The 19263-nt window shown below is 73.4% G+C and carries 17 protein-coding genes and 1 pseudogene; 13 read left to right on the top strand and 5 right to left on the bottom strand.

The features are described from left to right. Positions 1 to 19: 19 nt before the first annotated feature. From ACWEKM_RS36615 to ACWEKM_RS36580, 8 genes are all read left to right on the top strand, one after another. Complete coding sequence (locus ACWEKM_RS36615; protein ID WP_451625594.1) at positions 20 to 178, top strand: hypothetical protein; 159 nt, start codon at positions 20 to 22, stop codon at positions 176 to 178. A 110-nt stretch (positions 179 to 288) separates the two neighbouring features. Then, positions 289 to 966: a FadR/GntR family transcriptional regulator gene (locus ACWEKM_RS36610; RefSeq protein ID WP_451625605.1), complete on the top strand. Its 678-nt coding sequence runs from the start codon at positions 289 to 291 to the stop codon at positions 964 to 966. Continuing rightward, entirely contained in the window at positions 963 to 2402 is a 1440-nt protein-coding gene (locus tag ACWEKM_RS36605; protein WP_451625593.1) for an amino acid permease, read from the top strand. Before ACWEKM_RS36610 ends, ACWEKM_RS36605 begins: the two co-directional genes overlap by 4 nt. 44 nt (positions 2403 to 2446) lie before the next feature. Then, positions 2447 to 3463, top strand: a complete 1017-nt coding sequence (locus ACWEKM_RS36600; protein WP_451625604.1) for an asparaginase — start codon at positions 2447 to 2449, stop codon at positions 3461 to 3463. 64 nt (positions 3464 to 3527) lie between these two features. After that, positions 3528 to 4940 (top strand): aspartate ammonia-lyase, encoded by a 1413-nt coding sequence (aspA, locus tag ACWEKM_RS36595; protein ID WP_451625592.1) that lies wholly within the window; start codon positions 3528 to 3530, stop codon positions 4938 to 4940. Positions 4941 to 4976: 36 nt separating this feature from the next. Beyond that, complete coding sequence (locus ACWEKM_RS36590) at positions 4977 to 5915, top strand: glutaminase (RefSeq protein ID WP_451625591.1); 939 nt, start codon at positions 4977 to 4979, stop codon at positions 5913 to 5915. A 113-nt stretch (positions 5916 to 6028) separates the two neighbouring features. Then, entirely contained in the window at positions 6029 to 7423 is a 1395-nt protein-coding gene (mptB, locus tag ACWEKM_RS36585; protein WP_451625590.1) for a polyprenol phosphomannose-dependent alpha 1,6 mannosyltransferase MptB, read from the top strand. Then, positions 7420 to 8787 (top strand): glycosyltransferase family 87 protein, encoded by a 1368-nt coding sequence (locus ACWEKM_RS36580; RefSeq protein ID WP_451625589.1) that lies wholly within the window; start codon positions 7420 to 7422, stop codon positions 8785 to 8787. The genes mptB and ACWEKM_RS36580 overlap by 4 nt, the downstream gene beginning before the upstream one ends. A 35-nt stretch (positions 8788 to 8822) precedes the next feature. Here ACWEKM_RS36580 and ACWEKM_RS36575 read toward each other — a convergent pair. Together ACWEKM_RS36575 and rho are read right to left on the bottom strand one after the other, a co-directional pair. Further along, positions 8823 to 9647, bottom strand: a pseudogene (locus ACWEKM_RS36575) (D-alanyl-D-alanine carboxypeptidase family protein); the annotation flags it as partial. 291 nt (positions 9648 to 9938) lie between these two features. Next, on the bottom strand, positions 9939 to 11087 hold the full coding sequence (gene rho / locus ACWEKM_RS36570) for a transcription termination factor Rho (RefSeq protein ID WP_451625588.1): 1149 nt from the start codon (positions 11085 to 11087) through the stop codon (positions 9939 to 9941). Positions 11088 to 12202: 1115 nt separating this feature from the next. On the opposite strand from rho, the gene ACWEKM_RS36565 reads away from it, so the two are divergent. Continuing rightward, positions 12203 to 12928, top strand: a complete 726-nt coding sequence (locus ACWEKM_RS36565; protein WP_451625587.1) for a class I SAM-dependent methyltransferase — start codon at positions 12203 to 12205, stop codon at positions 12926 to 12928. Positions 12929 to 13013: 85 nt separating this feature from the next. Here ACWEKM_RS36565 and ACWEKM_RS36560 read toward each other — a convergent pair whose 3' ends face one another. Beyond that, on the bottom strand, positions 13014 to 13982 hold the full coding sequence (locus ACWEKM_RS36560; RefSeq protein WP_451625586.1) for an acetylxylan esterase: 969 nt from the start codon (positions 13980 to 13982) through the stop codon (positions 13014 to 13016). A 464-nt stretch (positions 13983 to 14446) separates the two neighbouring features. Between ACWEKM_RS36560 and ACWEKM_RS36555 the strand changes: the two genes are divergently transcribed. Beyond that, positions 14447 to 14878: a hypothetical protein gene (locus tag ACWEKM_RS36555; protein ID WP_451625585.1), complete on the top strand. Its 432-nt coding sequence runs from the start codon at positions 14447 to 14449 to the stop codon at positions 14876 to 14878. Here ACWEKM_RS36555 and ACWEKM_RS36550 read toward each other — a convergent pair. Together ACWEKM_RS36550 and ACWEKM_RS36545 are read right to left on the bottom strand one after the other, a co-directional pair. Further along, on the bottom strand, positions 14839 to 15594 hold the full coding sequence (locus tag ACWEKM_RS36550) for a ferredoxin reductase (RefSeq protein WP_451625584.1): 756 nt from the start codon (positions 15592 to 15594) through the stop codon (positions 14839 to 14841). The genes ACWEKM_RS36555 and ACWEKM_RS36550 overlap by 40 nt on opposite strands. Next, on the bottom strand, positions 15587 to 16192 hold the full coding sequence (locus ACWEKM_RS36545) for a sulfite oxidase-like oxidoreductase (protein WP_451625583.1): 606 nt from the start codon (positions 16190 to 16192) through the stop codon (positions 15587 to 15589). The genes ACWEKM_RS36550 and ACWEKM_RS36545 overlap by 8 nt, the downstream gene beginning before the upstream one ends. A gap of 194 nt (positions 16193 to 16386) precedes the next feature. On the opposite strand from ACWEKM_RS36545, the gene ACWEKM_RS36540 reads away from it, so the two are divergent. From ACWEKM_RS36540 to ACWEKM_RS36530, 3 genes are all read left to right on the top strand, one after another. Beyond that, positions 16387 to 17313 carry an NADP-dependent oxidoreductase gene (locus ACWEKM_RS36540; protein ID WP_451625603.1) on the top strand — a complete coding sequence of 309 codons (927 nt, stop codon included), beginning with the start codon at positions 16387 to 16389 and terminating at the stop codon, positions 17311 to 17313. Continuing rightward, positions 17310 to 18056, top strand: a complete 747-nt coding sequence (locus tag ACWEKM_RS36535) for a GNAT family N-acetyltransferase (RefSeq protein ID WP_451625582.1) — start codon at positions 17310 to 17312, stop codon at positions 18054 to 18056. Before ACWEKM_RS36540 ends, ACWEKM_RS36535 begins: the two co-directional genes overlap by 4 nt. A gap of 263 nt (positions 18057 to 18319) precedes the next feature. Beyond that, a complete protein-coding gene (locus tag ACWEKM_RS36530; RefSeq protein ID WP_451625581.1) occupies positions 18320 to 19096 on the top strand; it encodes a putative protein N(5)-glutamine methyltransferase in 777 nt (258 codons plus the stop codon). Positions 19097 to 19263 lie beyond the last annotated feature (167 nt).

The following is a 19263-nucleotide window of genomic DNA, read 5'->3' as shown; positions in this document are numbered from 1 at the left end:
GCGATCGTGGGACATCCGCGTGGCGCGCCCGCTGCCCCGCCGTCTCGCCTCGGCCCGGGTGCGGTCCGGCACCGCGTGTACCGCCGATGCGATGACCGGCGATGCGGTGACCGGCGAGGGGTGCGGCGGCGCGGCCGTCCGGGACATCCGGACGACGGCGGGGGCGCCGGAGTCGTGAAGGTCATCCTCCGCCGCCCTTGACAGCTCCCCGACGTCACCCGGAGTATCACCCCCGTGAACCTGTCAGACAGCCAGACAGCTGGCTCGGGACCGCGGCGCGTCAGCGCCATGGAAGCGGTGCTCGCCCACCTCCGCGACGCCATCGAGCGCGGCGCGTACGCGATAGGCGACAAGCTCCCCTCCGAGGCGGAGCTGTGCCGCACGCTCGAAGTCTCCCGGCCCGTGCTCCGCGAGGCCCTGCGAGCGCTGCAGACGATGGGCCTCACGGTCTCCCGGACCGGCAAGGGCACCTTCGTCGTCGCGAACGCCGTCGAGGACCCCACCTTCGGCGACTACGCGGCCAGCGACCTGCTGGAGGTCCGCCGCCATGTGGAACTCCCGGTCGCCGGATACGCGGCGCTGCGCCGCACCCCGGAGAACCTCGACCAGCTGACGCACCTCCTCGACCGCATGGAACGGGAGACGGACACCACCGCCTGGGTCGCCATGGACACCCTCTTCCACCTTGCGGTGGCCGAGGCCGCGCAGAATCCCGTCTTCCGCCGCGTCATCGAGGAGATCCGGGACGCGCTGGCCCGGCAGTCGGCCTTCCTCAACCGACTCGGCGGCCGCCGTGAACAGTCCAACCGGGAGCACCGGGCGATCGTCGAGGCGCTGGTCGACGGCTCCGAGCGCGACGCGGTGGACGCCATGTCCCACCATCTCGACCGCGTCGCGAACACCCTCACCGACATCGTGCGCCCCGGGCGCGCGGACACCCCCACGGAAGGCGGACCCGAGGCGTGAGCCAGCAGTACCTCAAGGGCGACACACGCCCCTCGCACCGTCATGTCGACGCCGGAGACGCGGGCTACAGCAAGTCCCTGAAGTCCCGGCATGTCAACATGATCGCCATCGGAGGCGCCATCGGCACCGGCCTCTTCCTCGGCGCCGGCGGCCGGCTCGCCGACGCCGGCCCCTCCCTGTTCGTCGCCTACGCCGTGTGCGGCGTGTTCGCCTTCCTGGTCGTGCGGGCCCTCGGCGAACTCGTCCTGTACCGCCCCTCGTCCGGTGCCTTCGTGTCGTACGCCCGTGAGTTCCTCGGCGAGAAGGGTGCGTACACCGCGGGCTGGATGTACTTCCTCAACTGGGCCACCACCGGCATCGCCGACATCACCGCGGTCGCGACGTACACCCACTACTGGGGCATGTTCTCCGACCTGCCGCAGTGGGTGATCGCGCTGATCGCCCTGTCCGTCGTGCTCACGGTCAATCTGATCTCGGTGAGGTTCTTCGGCGAACTGGAGTTCTGGTTCGCCATCGTCAAGGTCGGCGCCCTGGTGACCTTTCTGTGCATCGGCATCTTCCTGCTGGTCACCCGTCACCCGGTGGACGGCGCCGCCCCCGGCCCGTCCGTGATCATCGACCACGGCGGCGTCTTCCCCAACGGCCTGCTGCCCATGCTGCTGATCATCCAGGGTGTCGTCTTCGCCTACGCCTCCGTCGAACTGGTCGGCGTCGCGGCCGGCGAGACCGAGCACCCGGAGAAGGTCATGCCGAAGGCGATCAACTCGATCATGTGGCGCGTCGGACTGTTCTATGTCGGCTCGGTCCTGCTGCTGTCGATGCTGCTGCCCTGGAACAGATACTCGGCGGGGGAGAGCCCCTTCGTCACCGTGCTGTCCCACATCGGCATCCCCGCGGCCGGCGGCGTGATGAACCTCGTCGTCCTCACCGCGGCCCTGTCCTCCCTCAACTCCGGCCTGTACTCCACCGGCCGCATCCTGCGCTCCATGGCCATGAGCGGCTCCGCCCCGAAGTTCACCGCGCGGATGAGCCGCAGCCAGGTGCCGTACGGCGGAATCCTGCTGACCGGCGGTATCTGTGTCCTCGGGGTCGGCCTGAACTTCGTCGTCCCCGCCGACGCCTTCGAGATCGTGCTCAACTTCGCGGCGATCGGCATCCTCGCCACCTGGGGCATGATCATGATCTGTCACCTGCTCTTCTGGCAGAAGAGCCAGCAGGGCGAACTCAGCCGGCCCGGCTACCGACTGCCGGGTTCCCCCTGGACCGAACTCGTGACGCTGGCCTTCCTCGCCACCGTCCTGGTCCTCATGTACGCCGACGGCGGCGCCGGACGCACCACCGTGCTGTGCCTGCCGCTGATCGTCGCGGTGCTGGTCGCGGGCTGGTACGCGATCCGCGGCCGGACGGCGCGCACGCCCACCGGAGCCGACGCGTGAACCCCCGCGCCGACCCGTCCCGACTCACCCATGACCAGGCAGTGATGTACAGCAGTTCACCCGTGGGCGCGCCCGTCGTGCGCGAACCCCGTCACGTCCCCGTCGCCCACGTCCTGCGCGGCGGGGTCGTCGAGGGCATCCACCACGGTTCCGTCGTCGTGCTCGGCGCCGACGGCGAGGTCCGCTGCCAACTCGGCGACATCGAGGCCGCGTTCTATCCGCGCTCGGCCCTCAAGCCCGTCCAGGCCGTCGCCATGGTGCGGGCCGGGCTGCCGCTCGACGGCGAACTGCTCTCGCTGGCCGCGGCGAGCCACTCCGGCGAGGAGCGTCACCTCGCCGGCGCCCGGCGGATCCTCGAACTGGCCGGCCTCACCGAGGACGACCTGCGCAATGTGCCGGACATGCCGTTCGACCCCGTCGTCCGGGACGCCTGGGTGCGCGAGGGCCGGCCGCCCTCGCGGCTTGCCCAGAACTGCTCCGGCAAGCACGCGGCGATGCTCCACACCGCGCGGCTGGCCGGCTGGTCCCTGGACGACTACCCGGACCCGGCCCACCCGCTCCAGCAAGGCATCGCCGAGATCGTCGAGGACCTCACCGATCAGCGGATCGCCCGGGTCACGGTGGACGGCTGCGGCGCCCCGCTGTTCGCCATCTCCCTGCATGGCCTGGCCCGCGCCGCCGCCCGCATCGTCACCGCCGCGCCCGGCACACCCGAGGCGCGGGTCGCCGACGCGATGCGCGAGCACGCCGAGATGGCCTCCGGGTCCGGGCGGGACGTGGCCGCGCTGATGCGGGCCGTGCCCGGGCTGCTCGCCAAGGACGGGTTCGAGGGGGTGGAGGTCGCCGCGCTGCCGGACGGCCGCGCGATCGCCGTCAAGATCGCCGACGGCGGGGCCCGGGCCCGGATCCCGGTCGCCGCGGCGGCGCTGGCCCACGCCGGGGTCGACCCGGAGCTGCTCACGGAGTTCGCCGGTGAGCCCCTGCTCGGCGGCGGGGCCCCCGTCGGCTGCGTACGCCCGGTACCCGCACTGGGCCCGCTCCCGCGGCCGGCCCGCGTCTGACCCCCGGCCGGGGCGAACGACCCTCCGCCCTCCCGCACCCTCCCGAAAGAGGACCCGCTCCGTCATGACCGCCGCCCGCACCCGCCGCGAACACGACCTGCTCGGCGACCGGGACGTTCCCGCCGACGCCTACTGGGGGATCCACACCCTGCGCGCGACGGAGAACTTCGCCATCACCGGCACGCCGATATCCGCCTACCCGCATCTGATCGACGCCCTCGCCGCGGTCAAGGAGGCCGCCGCCCGCGCCAACGAGGAACTCGGGCTGCTGGCGCCCGAGAAGGCCGCCGCGATCGTGGCCGCCTGCCGGGAGATCCGCGCCGGCGAGCTGCACGACCAGTTCGTCGTCGATGTCGTCCAGGGCGGCGCCGGCACCTCGACCAACATGAACGCCAACGAGGTCGTCGCCAACCGCGCCCTGGAACTACTGGGGCACGAAAGAGGCCAGTACCGGCAGCTGCACCCCAACGAGGACGTCAACCTCGGCCAGTCCACCAACGACGTCTACCCGACCGCCGTGAAGATCGCGACCGTCTTCGCGGTGCACGGCCTGCTCAAGGCCATGGCGGTCCTCCAGGACGCCTTCGCCCGCAAGGCCGTCGAGTTCCGCGACGTCCTGAAGATGGGCCGCACCCAGCTTCAGGACGCGGTGCCGATGACCCTCGGGCAGGAGTTCTCGGCGTACGCCGTGATGCTCGACGAGGACCGCAACCGGCTCGCGGAGGCCGTCGAACTGATCCACGAGATCAACCTCGGTGCCACGGCGATCGGCACGGGCCTCAACGCGCCCGCCGGGTACGCCGAGTCGGCCCGCCGCCACCTCAGCGAGATCACCGGCCTGCCGCTGGTCACCGCCGCCAACCTGGTCGAGGCCACCCAGGACTGCGGTGCCTTCGTCCAGATGTCCGGCGTCCTCAAGCGGATCGCGGTCAAGCTCTCCAAGAGCTGCAACGACCTGCGCCTGCTGTCGTCCGGCCCGCGCGCCGGCCTCGGCGAGATCAACCTGCCGGCCGTGCAGGCCGGTTCGAGCATCATGCCGGGCAAGGTCAACCCGGTGATCCCCGAGGTGGTCAACCAGGTCGCCTTCGAGGTCATCGGCAACGACGTCACCATCACCATGGCCGCCGAGGCGGGACAGCTCCAGCTCAACGCCTTCGAGCCGATCATCCTGCACTCCCTGTCACAGAGCATCACGCATCTGCGCAACGCCTGTGTCACGCTCGCCGAGCGGTGCGTCGCCGGCATCACCGCGAACACCGAGAAGCTGCACGCGACCGTGGAGAACTCCATCGGCCTGGTCACCGCGCTCAACCCGCACATCGGCTACACGGCCGCCACCGATATCGCCAAGGAGGCCCTGGCCACCGGCCGCGGCGTGGCCGAACTCGTCCTCGACAAGGGCCTGTTGCCCGCCGCGACCCTGGCCGACCTGCTGCGTCCGGAGATCGTCGCGGGCAACGGAGCACCCACCGTCTGAGCCGGGACGACGCACCGTGACCGGCCCGGCGGCACAATGGCGATCATGACAGTGACGCCGTCCGCCGCCTTCCTGCCGGTCCTGGAGCGCATCGCCGAGGAGATCGAACGCACCCCGGGCCGCGGGCGCCCCGCCGACTACATCCCGGCGCTCGCGGCCCGCGACCCGCGCAGCTTCGGCATGGCCGTCGCCGAACTGGACGGGACGGTGTACGGGGTGGGGGAGTGGCGCCGGCCGTTCTCGACGCAGTCCATCACCAAGGTCTTCACGCTCGCCCTCGACCTGTTCCGCGAGGGCGACGCACTGTGGGAGCACGTCGGCCGCGAGCCGTCCGGCAACCCCTTCAACTCCCTGGTGCAGCTGGAGTACGAGAACGGCATCCCACGCAACCCGTTCATCAACGCGGGCGCCCTCGTCGTCACCGACCGGCTCCAGACCCGCACCGGGGACGCGGCCGGGGAACTGCTGGCCTTCCTGCGCACCGAGAGCGGCAACCCCGACCTGGACTTCGACCTGGAGGTCGCCGCCTCCGAGACCGCGCACGGCGACCGCAACGCGGCCCTGGCCCACTTCATGGCCTCGTACCGCAACATCGACAACCCGGTCCCCGTCCTGCTCGACCAGTACTTCCGGCAGTGCTCCATCGCCGCGTCCTGCGCCGACCTCGCCCTCGCCACCACCGTCCTGGCCCGGCACGGCGTCCGCGCCGACGGCACCCGGCTGCTCACCCGCAGCCAGGCCAAGCAGGTCAACGCGGTCATGCTGACCTGCGGCACCTATGACGCGGCGGGCGACTTCGCCTACCGGGTCGGCCTGCCCGGCAAGAGCGGCGTGGGCGGCGGGATCATCGCGGTGGTGCCGGGCCGGTGCGCGCTGTGCGTATGGAGCCCGGGCCTCGACGAGCGCGGCAACTCCGTGGCGGGAGTGGCGGCCCTCGACCGTTTCACCACGCTCACCGGGCTGTCCGTCTTCTGACCGGGCGGGCGGTACGGGTCCGGTAACACGCCGGTCACGAGCAGGTCTCCCGCCGGTGAGCGGTCCGTCGCCTCACGGCCACCCGGCGTTGACACGCTTGCCGAGTGTTGGCCATGGCTTTCCCCGTCGATCTCCGCCGCTGTCAGATGCTCGGTCTGGCCGGTACCGCCTTCCTCGCGCTGGGCGGTGAGAGCGCCGGAGCCCTGCCCGTCCAGGAACTCCTGGCCCCCGCATCGGCGAGGGCGGCCCTCGGCCTGGTCGGGGTGTACTTCGGCGTCGTCCTGCTGATCGCGGCCTGGGCGCTGCTCGGCCGTGTCGTCCGCGGCCCCGAGCCCCCCAGCCCGCGCGCCCTGCTGCTGGTCCTCGCGGTCTGGGCGAGCCCGCTGCTGCTCGCACCGCCGCTGTTCAGCCGGGACGTGTACAGCTATCTCGCGCAGGGCGCCATGGTCGACGCCCACATGGATGTGTACACCTACGGGCCCGCGCGGCTCGGCGGCCCGCTCGCCGACGAGGTCGCCCCCGCGTGGCAGAACACCGCGGCCCCCTACGGCCCGGCCTTCCTCGCCGTCGCCTCGGCCCTGTCCGGTCTGACCCGCGGCGAACTGCCCGCCGGACTCGTCGGCATGCGGCTGCTCGCGCTCCTCGGCGTCGCCCTGATGGCGGCGGCCCTGCCCCGGCTCGCCCGGCACAGCGGCGCCGACCCGGCCGCCGCCCTGTGGCTCGGCGCCCTCAACCCGCTGGTCCTGCTGCACCTGGTCGCGGGCGCGCACAACGACGCGATCATGCTCGGGCTGCTCGGCGTCGGCCTGGTCGCGGCGCTCGGCCGCCGGCCCGCCGCCGGGGCCGTCCTGGTCACGCTCGCCGCCCTGGTCAAGGCGCCCGCCGCGCTCGGCCTGCTCGCGGTCGTGATGCTCCAGGTTCGCGCGGGCCGCAGCCCGCTGCGCGCCGCCTTGACGACCGCGGCCGCGGCCGGGGCGACCACGGTCGCCGCGACGGCCGTGGCCGGCACGGGATACGGCTGGATCAGCGCCCTCGACACCCCGGTCTCCGCGCACAACTGGGCACTCACCAGCCTGCTGGGCCGGGCGACCGGCGCGCTGCTCGCCCACCTGGGCAGCGATCTGGCACCGCTGGCCGTCCCCGTCTGGCACACCCTCGGCCTCGCCGCCACCGCCGTCGCCGTCCTCCTCATATGGCTGCGGCTGCGCCCGCGCCCGGTGTACGCGCTCGGGCTGAGCCTTGCGACGGTGGCCGCCTTCGGCCCGGCGATCCGTCCCTGGTACGCCCTGTGGGGACTGTTCCTGATCGCGGCCGCCGCGCCCAGTACCTCGGTGCGGCACCGGGTGGCCGCCGTGACGGCCACGCTCGCCCTGGCCGTGCTGCCCAGCGGCGCCGCCGCCGACGCCGGGCAACTGGTGCTCGCCGTCTCCGGCGGCGTGCTCGCCGTGGTCGTGCTGTGGCAGGCCCACCAGGCCGCGCAGGCCCCGGCGCTGGGCCGGGCCGCATGAACGCGCCGCGCACCGAACGGGGCCGGCTGCTCCTCGTCCTGGTCCTCGCCGCCGCCGTGACCGCCTTCACGGCCACCGTGCCGCTGCTGCGCGACTTCTTCGACCTGCGCGTGTACTACGGGGCGGTCGACACCTGGGTCCACCACGGCGGCAGGCTCTACGACTACCGCGTCCCGGGCACGGGGTACGGCTTCACCTATCCGCCGTTCGCGGCGGTCGCGATGCTGCCGATGGCCCTGCTGGGACTGCACACCGCCATCGTGCTCTGCCTGCTGCTCAACCTGGTCGCGCTGGCCGTCGTGCTGCGACTGCTGGCCGGGCCGGAGCAGCGGCGCCACGGCTGGTTCGGCTGGGCGCTCGCCGGGTGCCTGCTCGCCCTGTTCGAGCCGGTGCGCGACACCATCAGCTTCGGCCAGGTGAACCTGCTGCTGCTGGTCCTGGTCCTGGTCGACGCCCGGTTGCTGGCGACGGGCCGGGGCCGCTGGGCGGGCGTGGGGATCGGCCTGGCCGCCGCCGTCAAGCTGACGCCCGCCGTCTTCATCGGCCTGCTGCTGCTCACCCGCCGCTGGCGGGCCGCCGGGACCGCGACGGCGGTCGCGCTCGCGGCCACCGGGCTCGCGGCCTGGGTGGACCCACGGGCCTCGCGCTTCTACTGGACCGAGGCGCTGTGGGACACCAACCGGGTGGGGCGCCTCGACTATGTCTCGAACCAGTCGGTGCAGGGCGTGCTGGCCCGGCTGGGCGAGACGGGCCGCCCGCTGTGGGCGACGGCGGTGCTGCTGGTGCTGTGCGTGTGGGCGTGGCGGGTACGCCGGGCCGCCGCGGCCGGGGACTGGACGGCGGCCTTCGCGCTCACCGGCCTGGTGGCCTGTCTGGTCAGCCCGATCACCTGGGTGCACCATCTGGTGTGGCTGCTGCCCTCCTTCGCGGTGCTGGTCCGCACCGGGCACCCACGGATCGCGGGCGCCCTGTACGCGATGCTGTGCACCAGCGTGGTGTGGCTGTGGTTCGACGACGCCTCCGGAGTCGACGGGTTCCTCGGCAGCAACACCTACACGTGGATCACGCTCGGCCTGCTGCTCGGTCTGCCGGTGGGTCAGTCCCGCGCGCCCCGCTGGTTCTTGACCCGCAGCGCCAGGGCCACGGCGCCCGCGCTCAGCCCGGCCACACCCGCGATGACGCCGGTCTCCGACCAGCCGGAGCCGGTGTCGGGCACGGACGCGGCGACCGCCGCCGGGGACGGCACCGCGGACGGTGCCGCGGTGCGTCGGGGCTTGTCCCGCAGCGCGTCCAGCGAGCCGACCGGGTCGACCCGGTCGGCGGCGGCGAAACCCCAGTCCAGCAGCGCGCGCGCCTCCTCGTAGACGGTGAGGCCGTCGTCCTCCTGGGGGTTGAGCACCGTCACCACGAGGGTGCGGTCGCCCTGGTGGGCGGCGGCCACGAGGGTGTTGCCGGCATCGCTGGTGTAGCCGTTCTTGACGCCGAGCAGGCCCGGGTAGCGCGCCACGCCGTCCTCGCCGGTCAGCAGCCGGTTGGTGTTCTCGATCCCGTACGACCCGTCGATGCCGGGGAAGCCGGCCGACACGGTCGAGCAGTACCGGGCGAAGTCGGGGTTACGCAGTCCGGCCCGGCCGAAGACGGCCAGGTCGAACGCCGAGGACACCTGGCCGGGGGCGTCGTATCCGTCGGGTGAGACGACGTGGGTGTCGCGGGCGCCCAGGGCGCGGGCCTTGGACTGCATCCGGCGGACCGTGGTGTCCCAGCCGCCGTCCAGCGAGGCCAGCACATGCACGGCGTCGTTGCCCGAGCTGAGGAAGACGCCGCGCCACAGGTCGGACACCTGGTAGGTCTGTCCCTCCTGGACTCCGACGAGACTGCTGCCGGGGCCGATGTCCGCCAGCTCCTTCGCGGTCACCGTGTGCCGGGTGCCGCCCGGCAGGACCGGCAGCACGGTGAGCGCGAACAGCGTCTTCAGGGTGCTGGCCGGCGGCAGCTCGCGGTGCGCGTCGTGGGCGGCCAGCACCTCGCCGGTACCGGCGTCGGCGACCAGCCAGGACAGCGCGGTGAGGTCGGGCAGCCCGGGCGCGTCGCGGTGCGGCCTGACCTGGGTGCCGTCGCCGAAGAGGACCGAGGGCTGCGGCACCGCGGCTCTCGACGGGTCCGGTGGCGAGGGGGCGGCGGTTCTCGGCTGGGCCACGGCCACGGTGGGCGTGAGGGGGAGCATGCCCGCCACACAGAGCGCGCAGGCCGACACGGCCCATCGGGAGGGAGATCCGATGTTCATATGAGAAACGTAGAAACGGAGCTGCCGTGGTGCGCGCTGTCTGGGCCGCATGGCGTCCCCGAGCAACCCGGATGTCCCACACGGGGCGTCCCTGGCCGCTGCCCCCGCGGGGACGGGACACCTGCTCGACCGTGGCGGCTGCCACGCCGGAGGCCGCGGGCTCCGCTTCGGGCGGCGGCCGACCGGGTTGTCCGGCCTGGCTCAGCTGGGCGGCAGTGTCGGCTCGATGGCTCAGCTGGGCGGCAGTGTCGGCTGGACGCGGCGCAGAAACGTCGCGTTGTCGGGGGTCTCCCGCATCCGCTCCAGCAGGGTCTCCACGTTCGCCGGCCCGCCGTCCCTGCTCCGCAGGGCCCGGCGCAGGCCGCGTACGGTCGTCAACTCGAAGGGGGTGAGGAGGAGTTCCTCGCGGCGGGTGCCGGACGCGGGCAGGTCGACGGCCGGGAAGACACGGCGCGCGGCGAGCTGCCGGTCCAGGCGCAGCTCCATGTTGCCGGTGCTCTTCAGTTCCTCGAAGAAGAACTCGTCGGCGCGGGAGCCGGTCTCCACCAGCGCGGTGGCGAGGATGGTGAGCGAGCCGCCCTCCTCGGCCTGGCGGGCGGCGCCGAAGAACCGCTTGGGGCCGAGCAGCGCCGCCGCGTCGACGCCGCCGCTCAGGGTGCGGCCGCTCGTGGTCGCCGCGTTGTTGTGGGCCCGGCACAGCCGGGTCAGCGAGTCGAGCAGGATCACGACGTCCGTGCCGTCCTCGACGAGCCGCTTCGCCCGTTCGATCACGAGTTCCGCCAGCGCGATGTGCTGCTTGGGCGTCCGGTCGAAGGTCGAGGCGTACACCTCGCCGCGCACCGAGCGCCGCATCTCGGTGACCTCCTCGGGGCGCTCGTCGAGCAGCACCAGCATGAGACGGCACTCGGGATGGTTGCCGGTGACGGCGGCGGCGAGCTGCTGGAGCACCACGGTCTTTCCGGTCTTCGGCGGGGCCACGAGGAGCCCGCGCTGGCCCTTGCCGACGGGCGTGAACAGATCGACGATCCGGCCGGCCGGACCGGACGCCGGGTGCTCCAGCCGGAGCCGTTCGTGCGGGTGCAGCGGGGTGAGGTCACGGAAGTGGGGCCGGTCGCGCAGCTCTCCGGGCGCGCGACCGTTGACACGTTCGATGCCGGTCAGCGCGCGCTGCGGTCCGCGGACGCCTTCGACGAGGTCGCCCTTGCGCAGGCCGTACCGGCGGATCAGCGCGGCCGGAACCTGCGGGTCGGCCGACGTGGGTAGGCAGTTCTCGGCCCGCAGCTGTCCCTTCCCGTGCGCGTCGATGTCGAGGACACCGGTGACGGGCCGGTCGGCCGACGGCTGCGACTGCACCGGGGGGTGTTCGAGTGTGGTGGTCATGGGAGGGTGGTCCTTTCGCGGACGCTGGGCCTGGCAACAGGCGGGTGAAGGGGAGGGGGAGGGCCGCGGAGAGGGCGCAGGAGAGCGCCGGGGCGGCGGACATCACCCTGGCGAGGGCAGGGCCATGGCCACTGCCGACGGGGTGTGCGGGAAGCCGACCTGCCGACCGGAAGACGGCGGCCACATCGGCGAACTGAAGAGAAACTGAGAAGAAACTGAGAAGAAAGGGCACCGGCGCCCACGACGGGACGTACACAAGTGCTGACCGCACCCTACCACGGGTTGCGCGACCACGCCCGAGGATCGCACCCCAAGGGCCTGCGGCGGGCCGCACCGGGCGGAGAACCGGGTTCGAGAAGACGTCACGGGCCGGGCTGTTCGTCGTGCCCGAGACGGGCTGTCGGCACGGTCGGCGTCGCGGCCGGACCGACCCGCGTACGGCTGTCGGCGCGGGAGCCCCCGCTCCCGTCATGCTTCATGCTGCCGGGGGAGGCCGAGGTGGTGGTCCTTTCGGTGCTCCTCTGGCACCCGATGGGGTCGAGGCCGCGCCGCCCGCACTTCTCGGCACCGTGGGAGGGGAAGGCCGGGATCGCCGAGGGATGGCCGCCGACGACCTTCGCGACCGTGTGCGGCACGATCACCGGTCACGGGGACCATCACCGGCGACGGGGACGACCACCGCCGGCCGCAGACCCTGGTGAGCCTTGGTCTTCACCCCCCCGCATGTCGCGGAACTCCAGCCCTGCATCGATGAGTTGGCCGCCGTCCGGACAGCGGTGGCGATCGGACAGCGGTGGCGATCAGGGTGCCCGTACGCGGTCTGTCCCTCGGTTCGGGTACGGCGCTCATCACCGTCACGTGGCCCGGTCTTGCCACCCGGGTGCCCTGGGCGGTCACCCGGGCGTCCGAGCCGCACTTCTCCGCACTTCTCCGCCGGAATCTCCCGGCCTGGTGGCGGCGTGGGAGAGCGCGGGCGGACTGGCGGGTCACCACCTGTGACCCCCACCCGCGCCGAACCTGCTGCACCGCACAGGGCGCGCCCGTGAGGCCGCCGAGGCGGGCGAGCGGTCGATCACTGACGGCGCTGAACCGGCGCGTGCGCCTAGGCTGACCGTATGTTCAGCCCCGAGGGACCCAGCCTGCGTGAACTTGCCGTCCAGGCGCTGTCGTCGGTCGAGCGCGGCTACGACCTGCTCGCCCCGAAGTTCGACCACACCCCCTTCCGCACACCGGACGACATTCTGGAGGCCGTCGCCGCGGGGCTCGGCCGGCTCGGTCCGTTCGCCGACGGGCTCGACCTGTGCTGTGGCACGGGCGCCGGGACGGAGGTGCTGACCCGGGTGTGCCGGCGGAGCGTCACGGGTGTCGACTTCAGCGCCGGCATGCTCGACGTGGCCGGTCGGCATACCTACCCGAAGGGACCGCCCGTCCACTTGGTGCGCGGCGACGCGCGTGCCCTGCCGTTCACGGCCGCTTTCGATCTCGTCGTGAGCTTCGGGGCGTTCGGGCACTTCCTGCCGCGCGAACTGCCGGGACTGTTCCGCCAGGTCCACTCCGTGCTGCGGCCGGGCGGCGGCTTCGCATTCCCGGTGCTCGCCCCGCCCCGCCCCACAAGTGCCTGGTTCTGGATCCTGCTCGGCTTCGACACCGTGATGCGGGTGCGCAACGCCGTGTGGCGCCCGCCGTTCGTCATGTACTACCGGGCCTTCCGACTCGGCGCCGTGCTCGACGAGTTGGGGCGCGCCGGCTTCGGCACGGAGTGGCACGCCCTGCCCGAGTTCGGCCGGCGCGCCGACGGCAGCCCCCGCGCCCGGCTGGTCGTGGCGCGGCGCCTGCCCTAGCCGGCCAGGCGGGCGACATCGCCCGCCCGACCGGCCTCCGATCTCGGGGGGACCGGCCCGCGCACCGGGGCCCGGGGTCCCGCCGTCAGGCGTACGAGCGCAGCCAGCGCACCTTCGCCGCGTCCTGGAACGAGCCGCCGCCCTCGTGGCCGTTGAACTCGTACACCTCGATCGACTTGTCGTCGTGCGCCCAGGCGTTGTACGCGGCGAACACCGTGGACGGCGGGCAGGTCTGGTCCTCCAGCGCGGTCGAGAACAGGGCGGGGGCCCGGCCGCGGGCCGCGAAGTGGACGCCGTCGAAGTAGGACAGGGTGTGCAGCACGTCCGCGGTGCGTCCGCGGTGCGTCCGCAGGTAGAGACCGATCTCGCGGTACGGGTGGCTGTCCGTCAGCTTCGTCGCCCGCGGGAAGTCGCACAGGAACGGCACGTCCGGGGCGACCGCCACCAGGTCGGGAACCAGTCCGCCCACGGCGAGCGTGATGCCGCCGCCCTGGCTGCCGCCGATCGCCACGGTCCGGGTCGCGTCGGTCAGCGGATGCGACCGGGCCGCCTCGACCGCGCGCACGGCGTCCGTGAACACCCTCCGGTAGTAGTAGTTTTCGGGCGCGTCCACGCCCCGGGTCATGAACCCGGGGTACGCGGGCACGGCGCCCACGGGGTCGGCGGTGTCACCCCCGCTGCCCCAGGCGCTGCCCTGCCCGCGGGTGTCCATCACGAAGTGCGCGCGCCCCGTCGACGCCCACAGCAGATGCTCGTACGGCAGCCCGCGCCCGCCGCCGTAGCCGACGAACTGCACGACCAGGGGCAGGGGTTCCGCGGCGTCGGCGGGCAGCACCAGCCAGCCCTTGACCGGGTGGCCGCCGAACCCGGCGAACGTCACGTCGTGGACCCGCACCGTGGACAGACCTGTGTCAACCAGTTCGAAGCGGGCGTCCAGGTCGTGCTCGCGCGCCTCCTGGAGCGTCTTGGACCAGAAGGCATCGAAGTCCTCGGGCTCCGCGGACGCGCTGCGGTACTCGTGGAGTTCGTCGAGCGGTAGGTCGAACAGAGCCATCAGCAGCTGCCTTTGTGAAGAGTGAGTGCGGATGATCGCACCGTACGTCGGTGCTCGGAGCGATCGCCAGAGTCGTGCGGCGGTCCTTGGTACCGTGACCGGCGCCGAGCCGCTGGTCAAGGGGTAGGAACCGGTTTCCGTGGACGGTGGGCCGAGGCCCGGGACGGCCGGGCGCGGACACCGGATGATCGGGTCGATCCGGGTGCGGGATACGGGGCTTGGCCCCGCGGACGGCCCGGCCCCGCGTACGTTGCGGCCCCGCGGACGGAGCGGCCCGGCGGACGGCCTGGCCCGGCGGGTTCAGGTCCGCCCGGGGGGCCAGTCCGGGCCGGTGCAGGCCCACTCCCGTTCCCGCTCCGGCGGCCGGTGGCGCAGCGCGATCCGGCGGGCGACCCCGTGGGCGAGGTGAACCACCACCGCCGCCGCGCCCGCCGGAGTCGAACCAGACGTCCACCACCTCCCCGGTGCGCGCGCCCGTCGGGACGCGGGCCACAGCCGTGCGCTCCCGGGCACCGGACTCCGCCCAGCGCATCATGGCCCACCGGGCGTTCACCCGGCCGTCCTCCGTCGCGGGCAGCGGCAGGGCCGTGCCCCCGATCACCTTCGCCAGCACGATGTGCCGGTCGGCCCGCTGCGCCGAAGCCGCTGGTCGCCGCCGCCCGGTCGTGCGCCCACCGGCCCGCCCGCCCTCTCAGCAGGGGCACGCCCTCGCACAGCGGCACGGCGACGCACAGCCGCACGGCGACGTCAGCGCCGTCCACGCCTTCACGACGTCCGACCGGCGGCGCAGCGGATTGCCGCGCCCGCAGGTCAGGGACGGTGCGGGCGACACCTCCGACGGGCGGCGGTCCCCGGCTCAGCCGAAGCGCTCGATGCGGATGCGGTCCACCGGCTGACCGGCCGCGACGAGCAGCCGCGAGGCATGCTCGGCGAACCCATTGGAGCCACACACATATGCCTCCCACCCACCGGGCGGCTGCTCGTCCAGGAGCGGCGCCACATGTGCGACCGCCAGACGTCCGACCGCCACACCTCGGGGAGCGCTCCGGGTGAACACCGAGGTGGTCTCGGCGCCCAACTCCCTCGCGTAGATCAACTCCTCGGGACGGCGCGCGGACACCAGCAGCCGCAGCGGCACGGCGAGTCCGCGCGCCCGGCGGTGCCGGACCATCGACATCAGCGGTACGACCCCGGACCCGGCACCGATCAGCAGCGCCGGCCGGTCGCCCGGCCAGGCGAAGAAGCCGCTCAGCGGGCCGCGCACCTCCACCGTGTCCCCGGGCCTGGCCACCGTATGGAACCAGCCGGACACCTCACCGTCCTCCACATGGTCGAGGGTCAGCTCGATGTGCCCGGAGTCGTCCGGCGCCGACGCGATCGAGTAGTGGCGCTGCGCCACATAGCCGTCGTCGGCCGTGAGCCGCAGCATCAAATGCTGGCCGGGCAGATGCCCCGCCCAGTACGGCACCGCGAGCCGGAAGGTGGCGGCGCGCGCAGTCTCGCGTCGGATGTCGGTGAGGGTGGCCGTCTGCCACACCGACGCGGCCTGGTCGCCGACGGCGATGCGTCCGGGCACCGCGAAGCGGGTGCGGGGAGCGAAGGTCTCAGTCACCGGAGTACCGCTGCTCCGCCCAGGGGTTGCCGCGTGCGTGGTAGCCGTTGCCCTCCCAGAACCCGGGCTCGTCATGGTCGAGGAGGGTGAGACCGGCGATCCACTTGGCGCTCTTCCAGAAGTACAGGTGCGGCGCCAGCAGCCGCGCCGGGCCACCGTGCTCCGGCGCCAGCGGCATACCGTCGTACTCCCAGACGATCCAGGCACGCCCGCCGCTGAGGTCGGCGAGCGGCAGGTTCGTGGTGTAGCCCGTGTGCGAGTACGCGACGGCATGGGTGGCGGACACATGGGGTCGGACCATATGGAGGAAGCAGTCCAGTGAGACGCCGCCGAATCGCACCCCGAACTTCGACCAGCCGGTCACACAGTGGATGTCACCCTCGTACCCGGACGCGGGCAGTGCGTGTGCCGCGTCCCAGTCCCAGGTGTGCGGCTCGGCCACCAGCCCGTCCACGCGGAACGACCAGTCGGCCGGCGCCAGCTGCGGGGTGACCTCCGCGGAGAGCACGGGCCAGTCGTCCCCCGCGTCGTACTGGCCGGGCGGCAGCCCCGGATCGAGGACGCGCGGGCGCCTGGTGAAGCCTCGGGTGACATTCATGATGCCCACCGTACGCCGCCGTCTGCGGTGCTCCGTCCCAGGTCAGCACCCCGAACATTGCGGCCGTATGAACGTCGCCGCGGACCGGGAATAGCCGTCGCGTGCTGATCCTTGGCGCTGAGTGCAGGCACCGGTACGGCGCTGAACGCCGGCACCGGTGAGCCCGCGACAGCGCAAGGAGAGTGAGGAAGCAGATGCCCAAGGCGTACGTCTTCACGCAGTACGGGGGACCGGAGACCGAGGCATTCGCCGACGTCGACCGGCCCGCGCCCGGCGCCGGTCAGGTCCTGGTCGCGGTACGCGCCGCGGGGGTGAACCCCGTCGACTGGAAGCTGCGCGAGGGCCTGCGCCGCCCCGGCGACGTCGGGGAGCGCGCGTTCCCGGCCGTGTTCGGCAGCGAGGTCTCCGGCGTCGTCAAGGAGGTCGGCGACGGCGTGACCGGGATCGCCGTCGGGGACGAGGTCTTCGGCAACACCGTCGCCGGGGGCTACGCCGAGTACGCCCTGCTGCCCGCCGCGGTGACCGCGCACAAGCCCGCCGGACTGTCCTTCACCGACGCGGCGGCCCTGCCGGTCGCGGCGGCCACGGCCTACGACGGCATCCGCCAGCTCGACCCGCCCGCCGGAACGACGCTGCTGGTCACCGGCGCGGGCGGCGGCGTCGGCGCGGCGGCCGTGCAGATCGCCCGGTCCCTCGGGGTGCGCGTGCTGGGCGTGGCGAGCGAGGGCAAGAAGGACTTCGTCGAGTCGCTGGGCGCCGTGCACGTGCCCTCCGGACCGGACCTGGCCCACCGGGTCCGGGCCGCCGCGCCCGAGGGAGTCGACGCCGTCTACGACCTCATCGGCGGCGAGACGCTGACCGAGGCGGCCGGCCTGCTCGCCGACCGGACCCGACTGATCACCGCGGGCGCCACGCCCGAGACCGTCGCCGAGCTGGGCGGCGCCCGGGTCGCCCGGGCCCGCACCGCAGCCGTACTCGACGCGGTGGCCCAGCTGGTGCTGACCGGTGTGCTCGACCCACATGTCTCCCGGACCTTCCCCCTGGAGCAGGCCGCGGAGGCGCTGCGCGCCGTCGAGGACGGCCACACCCGCGGGAAGATCGTGATCGAGGTCTCGCGGTGAGCGAACCGAACCCACGGACCGGCGCCGCCGGGACCGCGCACGTCCTCGACAACCCCGCCCTGGCCTCGCTGACCGGCCCGCACGCCCACTTCGCCGAACGCCGTGGCCGAGTGCTGCGTTACCCGCTCGACGTGACCCCGTGGCTCGCACTGCCCGACGAACCCGACGCCGACGACTGGGCGGATCTCGCCGCGCTCGCCGGTCCGGGCGCCGAGGTCCCGCTGCCCGGCTTCCGCGGACAGGTGCCCCGGGGCTGGGAGGTCACTTTGCGGATGGCGGGTGTCCAGCTCGTCGACGACGGCCTCGCCGCCGCCCCGGATGCGGAGGCGACCCGCCTCGGCCCCGCCGACGTCCCCGAGATGATCGACCTGGTCGAGCGCACCAAGCCGGGCCCCTTCCTGCCGCGCACCGTCGAACTCGGCACCTATCTGGGCATCCGGCGCGGCGGGGCACTGGTCGCCATGGCGGGGGAGCGGCTGCATCCGCCCGGCTGGACCGAGATCAGCGCGGTCTGCACCGATCCCCTCGTCCGCGGCGAGGGCCTGGCGACCCGGCTGATCCTCGCCGTGGCCCACGGCATCCGGGCGCGGGGCGAGACGCCGTTCCTGCACGCGAGCGCCGAGAACACCAACGCCATCCGGCTCTATGAGTCGCTCGGCTTCCGGCTGCGGCGCAGGACCTCGTTCCTGGCCGTCCGGACACCGCAGCGACTGACGGACGGCCGGGAAGCCGTGGCGGTCTGACCGGACGAGGAGGGCGAGACGACGAGAGGCGGGGGCGGGCTGGGCAGTGAAGGGGGCGAAACGGCCGCCGGTGTCCGACGTTCGGGGTTCGGGTAGGGTGGCCGTCGGCCGCGGAACGTCCCGGCCAGTGCCGTCGAGGAGGTGGGACCCATTACCGCTGTGTCAGGTCGGGTGCTCACCCCCCACCGCGGCGTGCGTCGCCGGTAGCCGCTGCCCGCGGGAGCGCCCTTCGATCCCAGGTCACCGAAAGGCTCTCGGCTTCCATGCCCCTGCTCACCCCTTCCGCCGTCGTCGCCGTGCTGCGCGCCGCCGGCTGTGTCTTCGCCGAGGACGAGGCGGAGTTGATCCTCGGCACCGCCCGCACACCGGACGAACTCACCGCCATGGTGGACCGGCGCGCCGCCGGACTGCCCCTCGAACACGTCCTCGGCTGGGCCGAGTTCCACGGACTGCGGATCACCGTGGAACCGGGCGTCTTCGTGCCCCGCCGCCGTACCGAGTTCCTCGTCGACCAGGCCCTCGCCCGCTCACCGGGCGCCCGGGTCGTCGTGGACCTGTGCTGCGGCTCCGGTGCCGTGGGCGCCGCCCTGGCCGCGGCGCTCGGCCGGACCGAGTTGCACGCCGCCGACGTCGATCCGGCCGCGGTGCGCTGCGCCCGCCGCAACATCGCGGAGTACGGCGGACACGCCCATACGGGCGACCTGTTCGAGCCGCTGCCCCACACGCTCCGGGGCCGCGTCGACATCCTCGCGGCGAACGTGCCGTACGTCCCGAGCGGCGAGGTGGGGCTGCTTCCCGCGGAGGCCCGGGACCACGAGCCGCTGCTCGCCCTCGACGGCGGCGCGGACGGCCTGGACGTGCTGCGCCGTGTCGCCACCGCCGCGCCCGACTGGCTCGCCCCCGGTGGCCGCCTCCTGATCGAGACCAGCGAGCAGCAGGCAGGACCGGCCGTCGAGGCCCTCACCCGCGCCGGTCTGACCGCCGACCTGGCGGTCTGCGAGGAACGGCACGCCCACGTGGTGACCGGGGTCAGGGAGTAGGCGCCGCGGCCGGGGGCGCGGGACGGCGTGGTGACCGGTGCGTTCGCCACGCCTGCGGGTCCGTTGCCCCGCGCGCCGGATCCGGCCTTGCTCTCGGGCCGGCCCGCCGCGCGCTCAGGTCGGCGCGCCGCTTCCCGACGGGCCCGGCCCGGCGACGGAGCGCGGTC

This window comes from Streptomyces sp. NPDC004752 (genome assembly GCF_053601275.1).
Note: the sequence above shows the minus strand (reverse complement) of the source record. Positions and strands in the feature narration are given on the sequence as shown.

What these genes read in the sequence shown, in the direction of transcription:
- ACWEKM_RS36610 (WP_451625605.1), top strand. Translation starts at nt 289, where the DNA reads ATGGAAGCGGTGCTCGCCCACCTCCGCGACGCCATCGAGCGCGGCGCG.
- ACWEKM_RS36600 (WP_451625604.1), top strand. Translation starts at nt 2,447, where the DNA reads ATGTACAGCAGTTCACCCGTGGGCGCGCCCGTCGTGCGCGAACCCCGT.
- aspA (WP_451625592.1), top strand. Translation starts at nt 3,528, where the DNA reads ATGACCGCCGCCCGCACCCGCCGCGAACACGACCTGCTCGGCGACCGG.
- ACWEKM_RS36590 (WP_451625591.1), top strand. Translation starts at nt 4,977, where the DNA reads ATGGCGATCATGACAGTGACGCCGTCCGCCGCCTTCCTGCCGGTCCTG.
- mptB (WP_451625590.1), top strand. Translation starts at nt 6,029, where the DNA reads ATGGCTTTCCCCGTCGATCTCCGCCGCTGTCAGATGCTCGGTCTGGCC.
- ACWEKM_RS36580 (WP_451625589.1), top strand. Translation starts at nt 7,420, where the DNA reads ATGAACGCGCCGCGCACCGAACGGGGCCGGCTGCTCCTCGTCCTGGTC.
- rho (WP_451625588.1), bottom strand. Translation starts at nt 11,087, where the DNA reads ATGACCACCACACTCGAACACCCCCCGGTGCAGTCGCAGCCGTCGGCC.
- ACWEKM_RS36565 (WP_451625587.1), top strand. Translation starts at nt 12,203, where the DNA reads ATGTTCAGCCCCGAGGGACCCAGCCTGCGTGAACTTGCCGTCCAGGCG.
- ACWEKM_RS36560 (WP_451625586.1), bottom strand. Translation starts at nt 13,982, where the DNA reads ATGGCTCTGTTCGACCTACCGCTCGACGAACTCCACGAGTACCGCAGC.
- ACWEKM_RS36545 (WP_451625583.1), bottom strand. Translation starts at nt 16,192, where the DNA reads ATGAATGTCACCCGAGGCTTCACCAGGCGCCCGCGCGTCCTCGATCCG.
- ACWEKM_RS36540 (WP_451625603.1), top strand. Translation starts at nt 16,387, where the DNA reads ATGCCCAAGGCGTACGTCTTCACGCAGTACGGGGGACCGGAGACCGAG.
- ACWEKM_RS36530 (WP_451625581.1), top strand. Translation starts at nt 18,320, where the DNA reads ATGCCCCTGCTCACCCCTTCCGCCGTCGTCGCCGTGCTGCGCGCCGCC.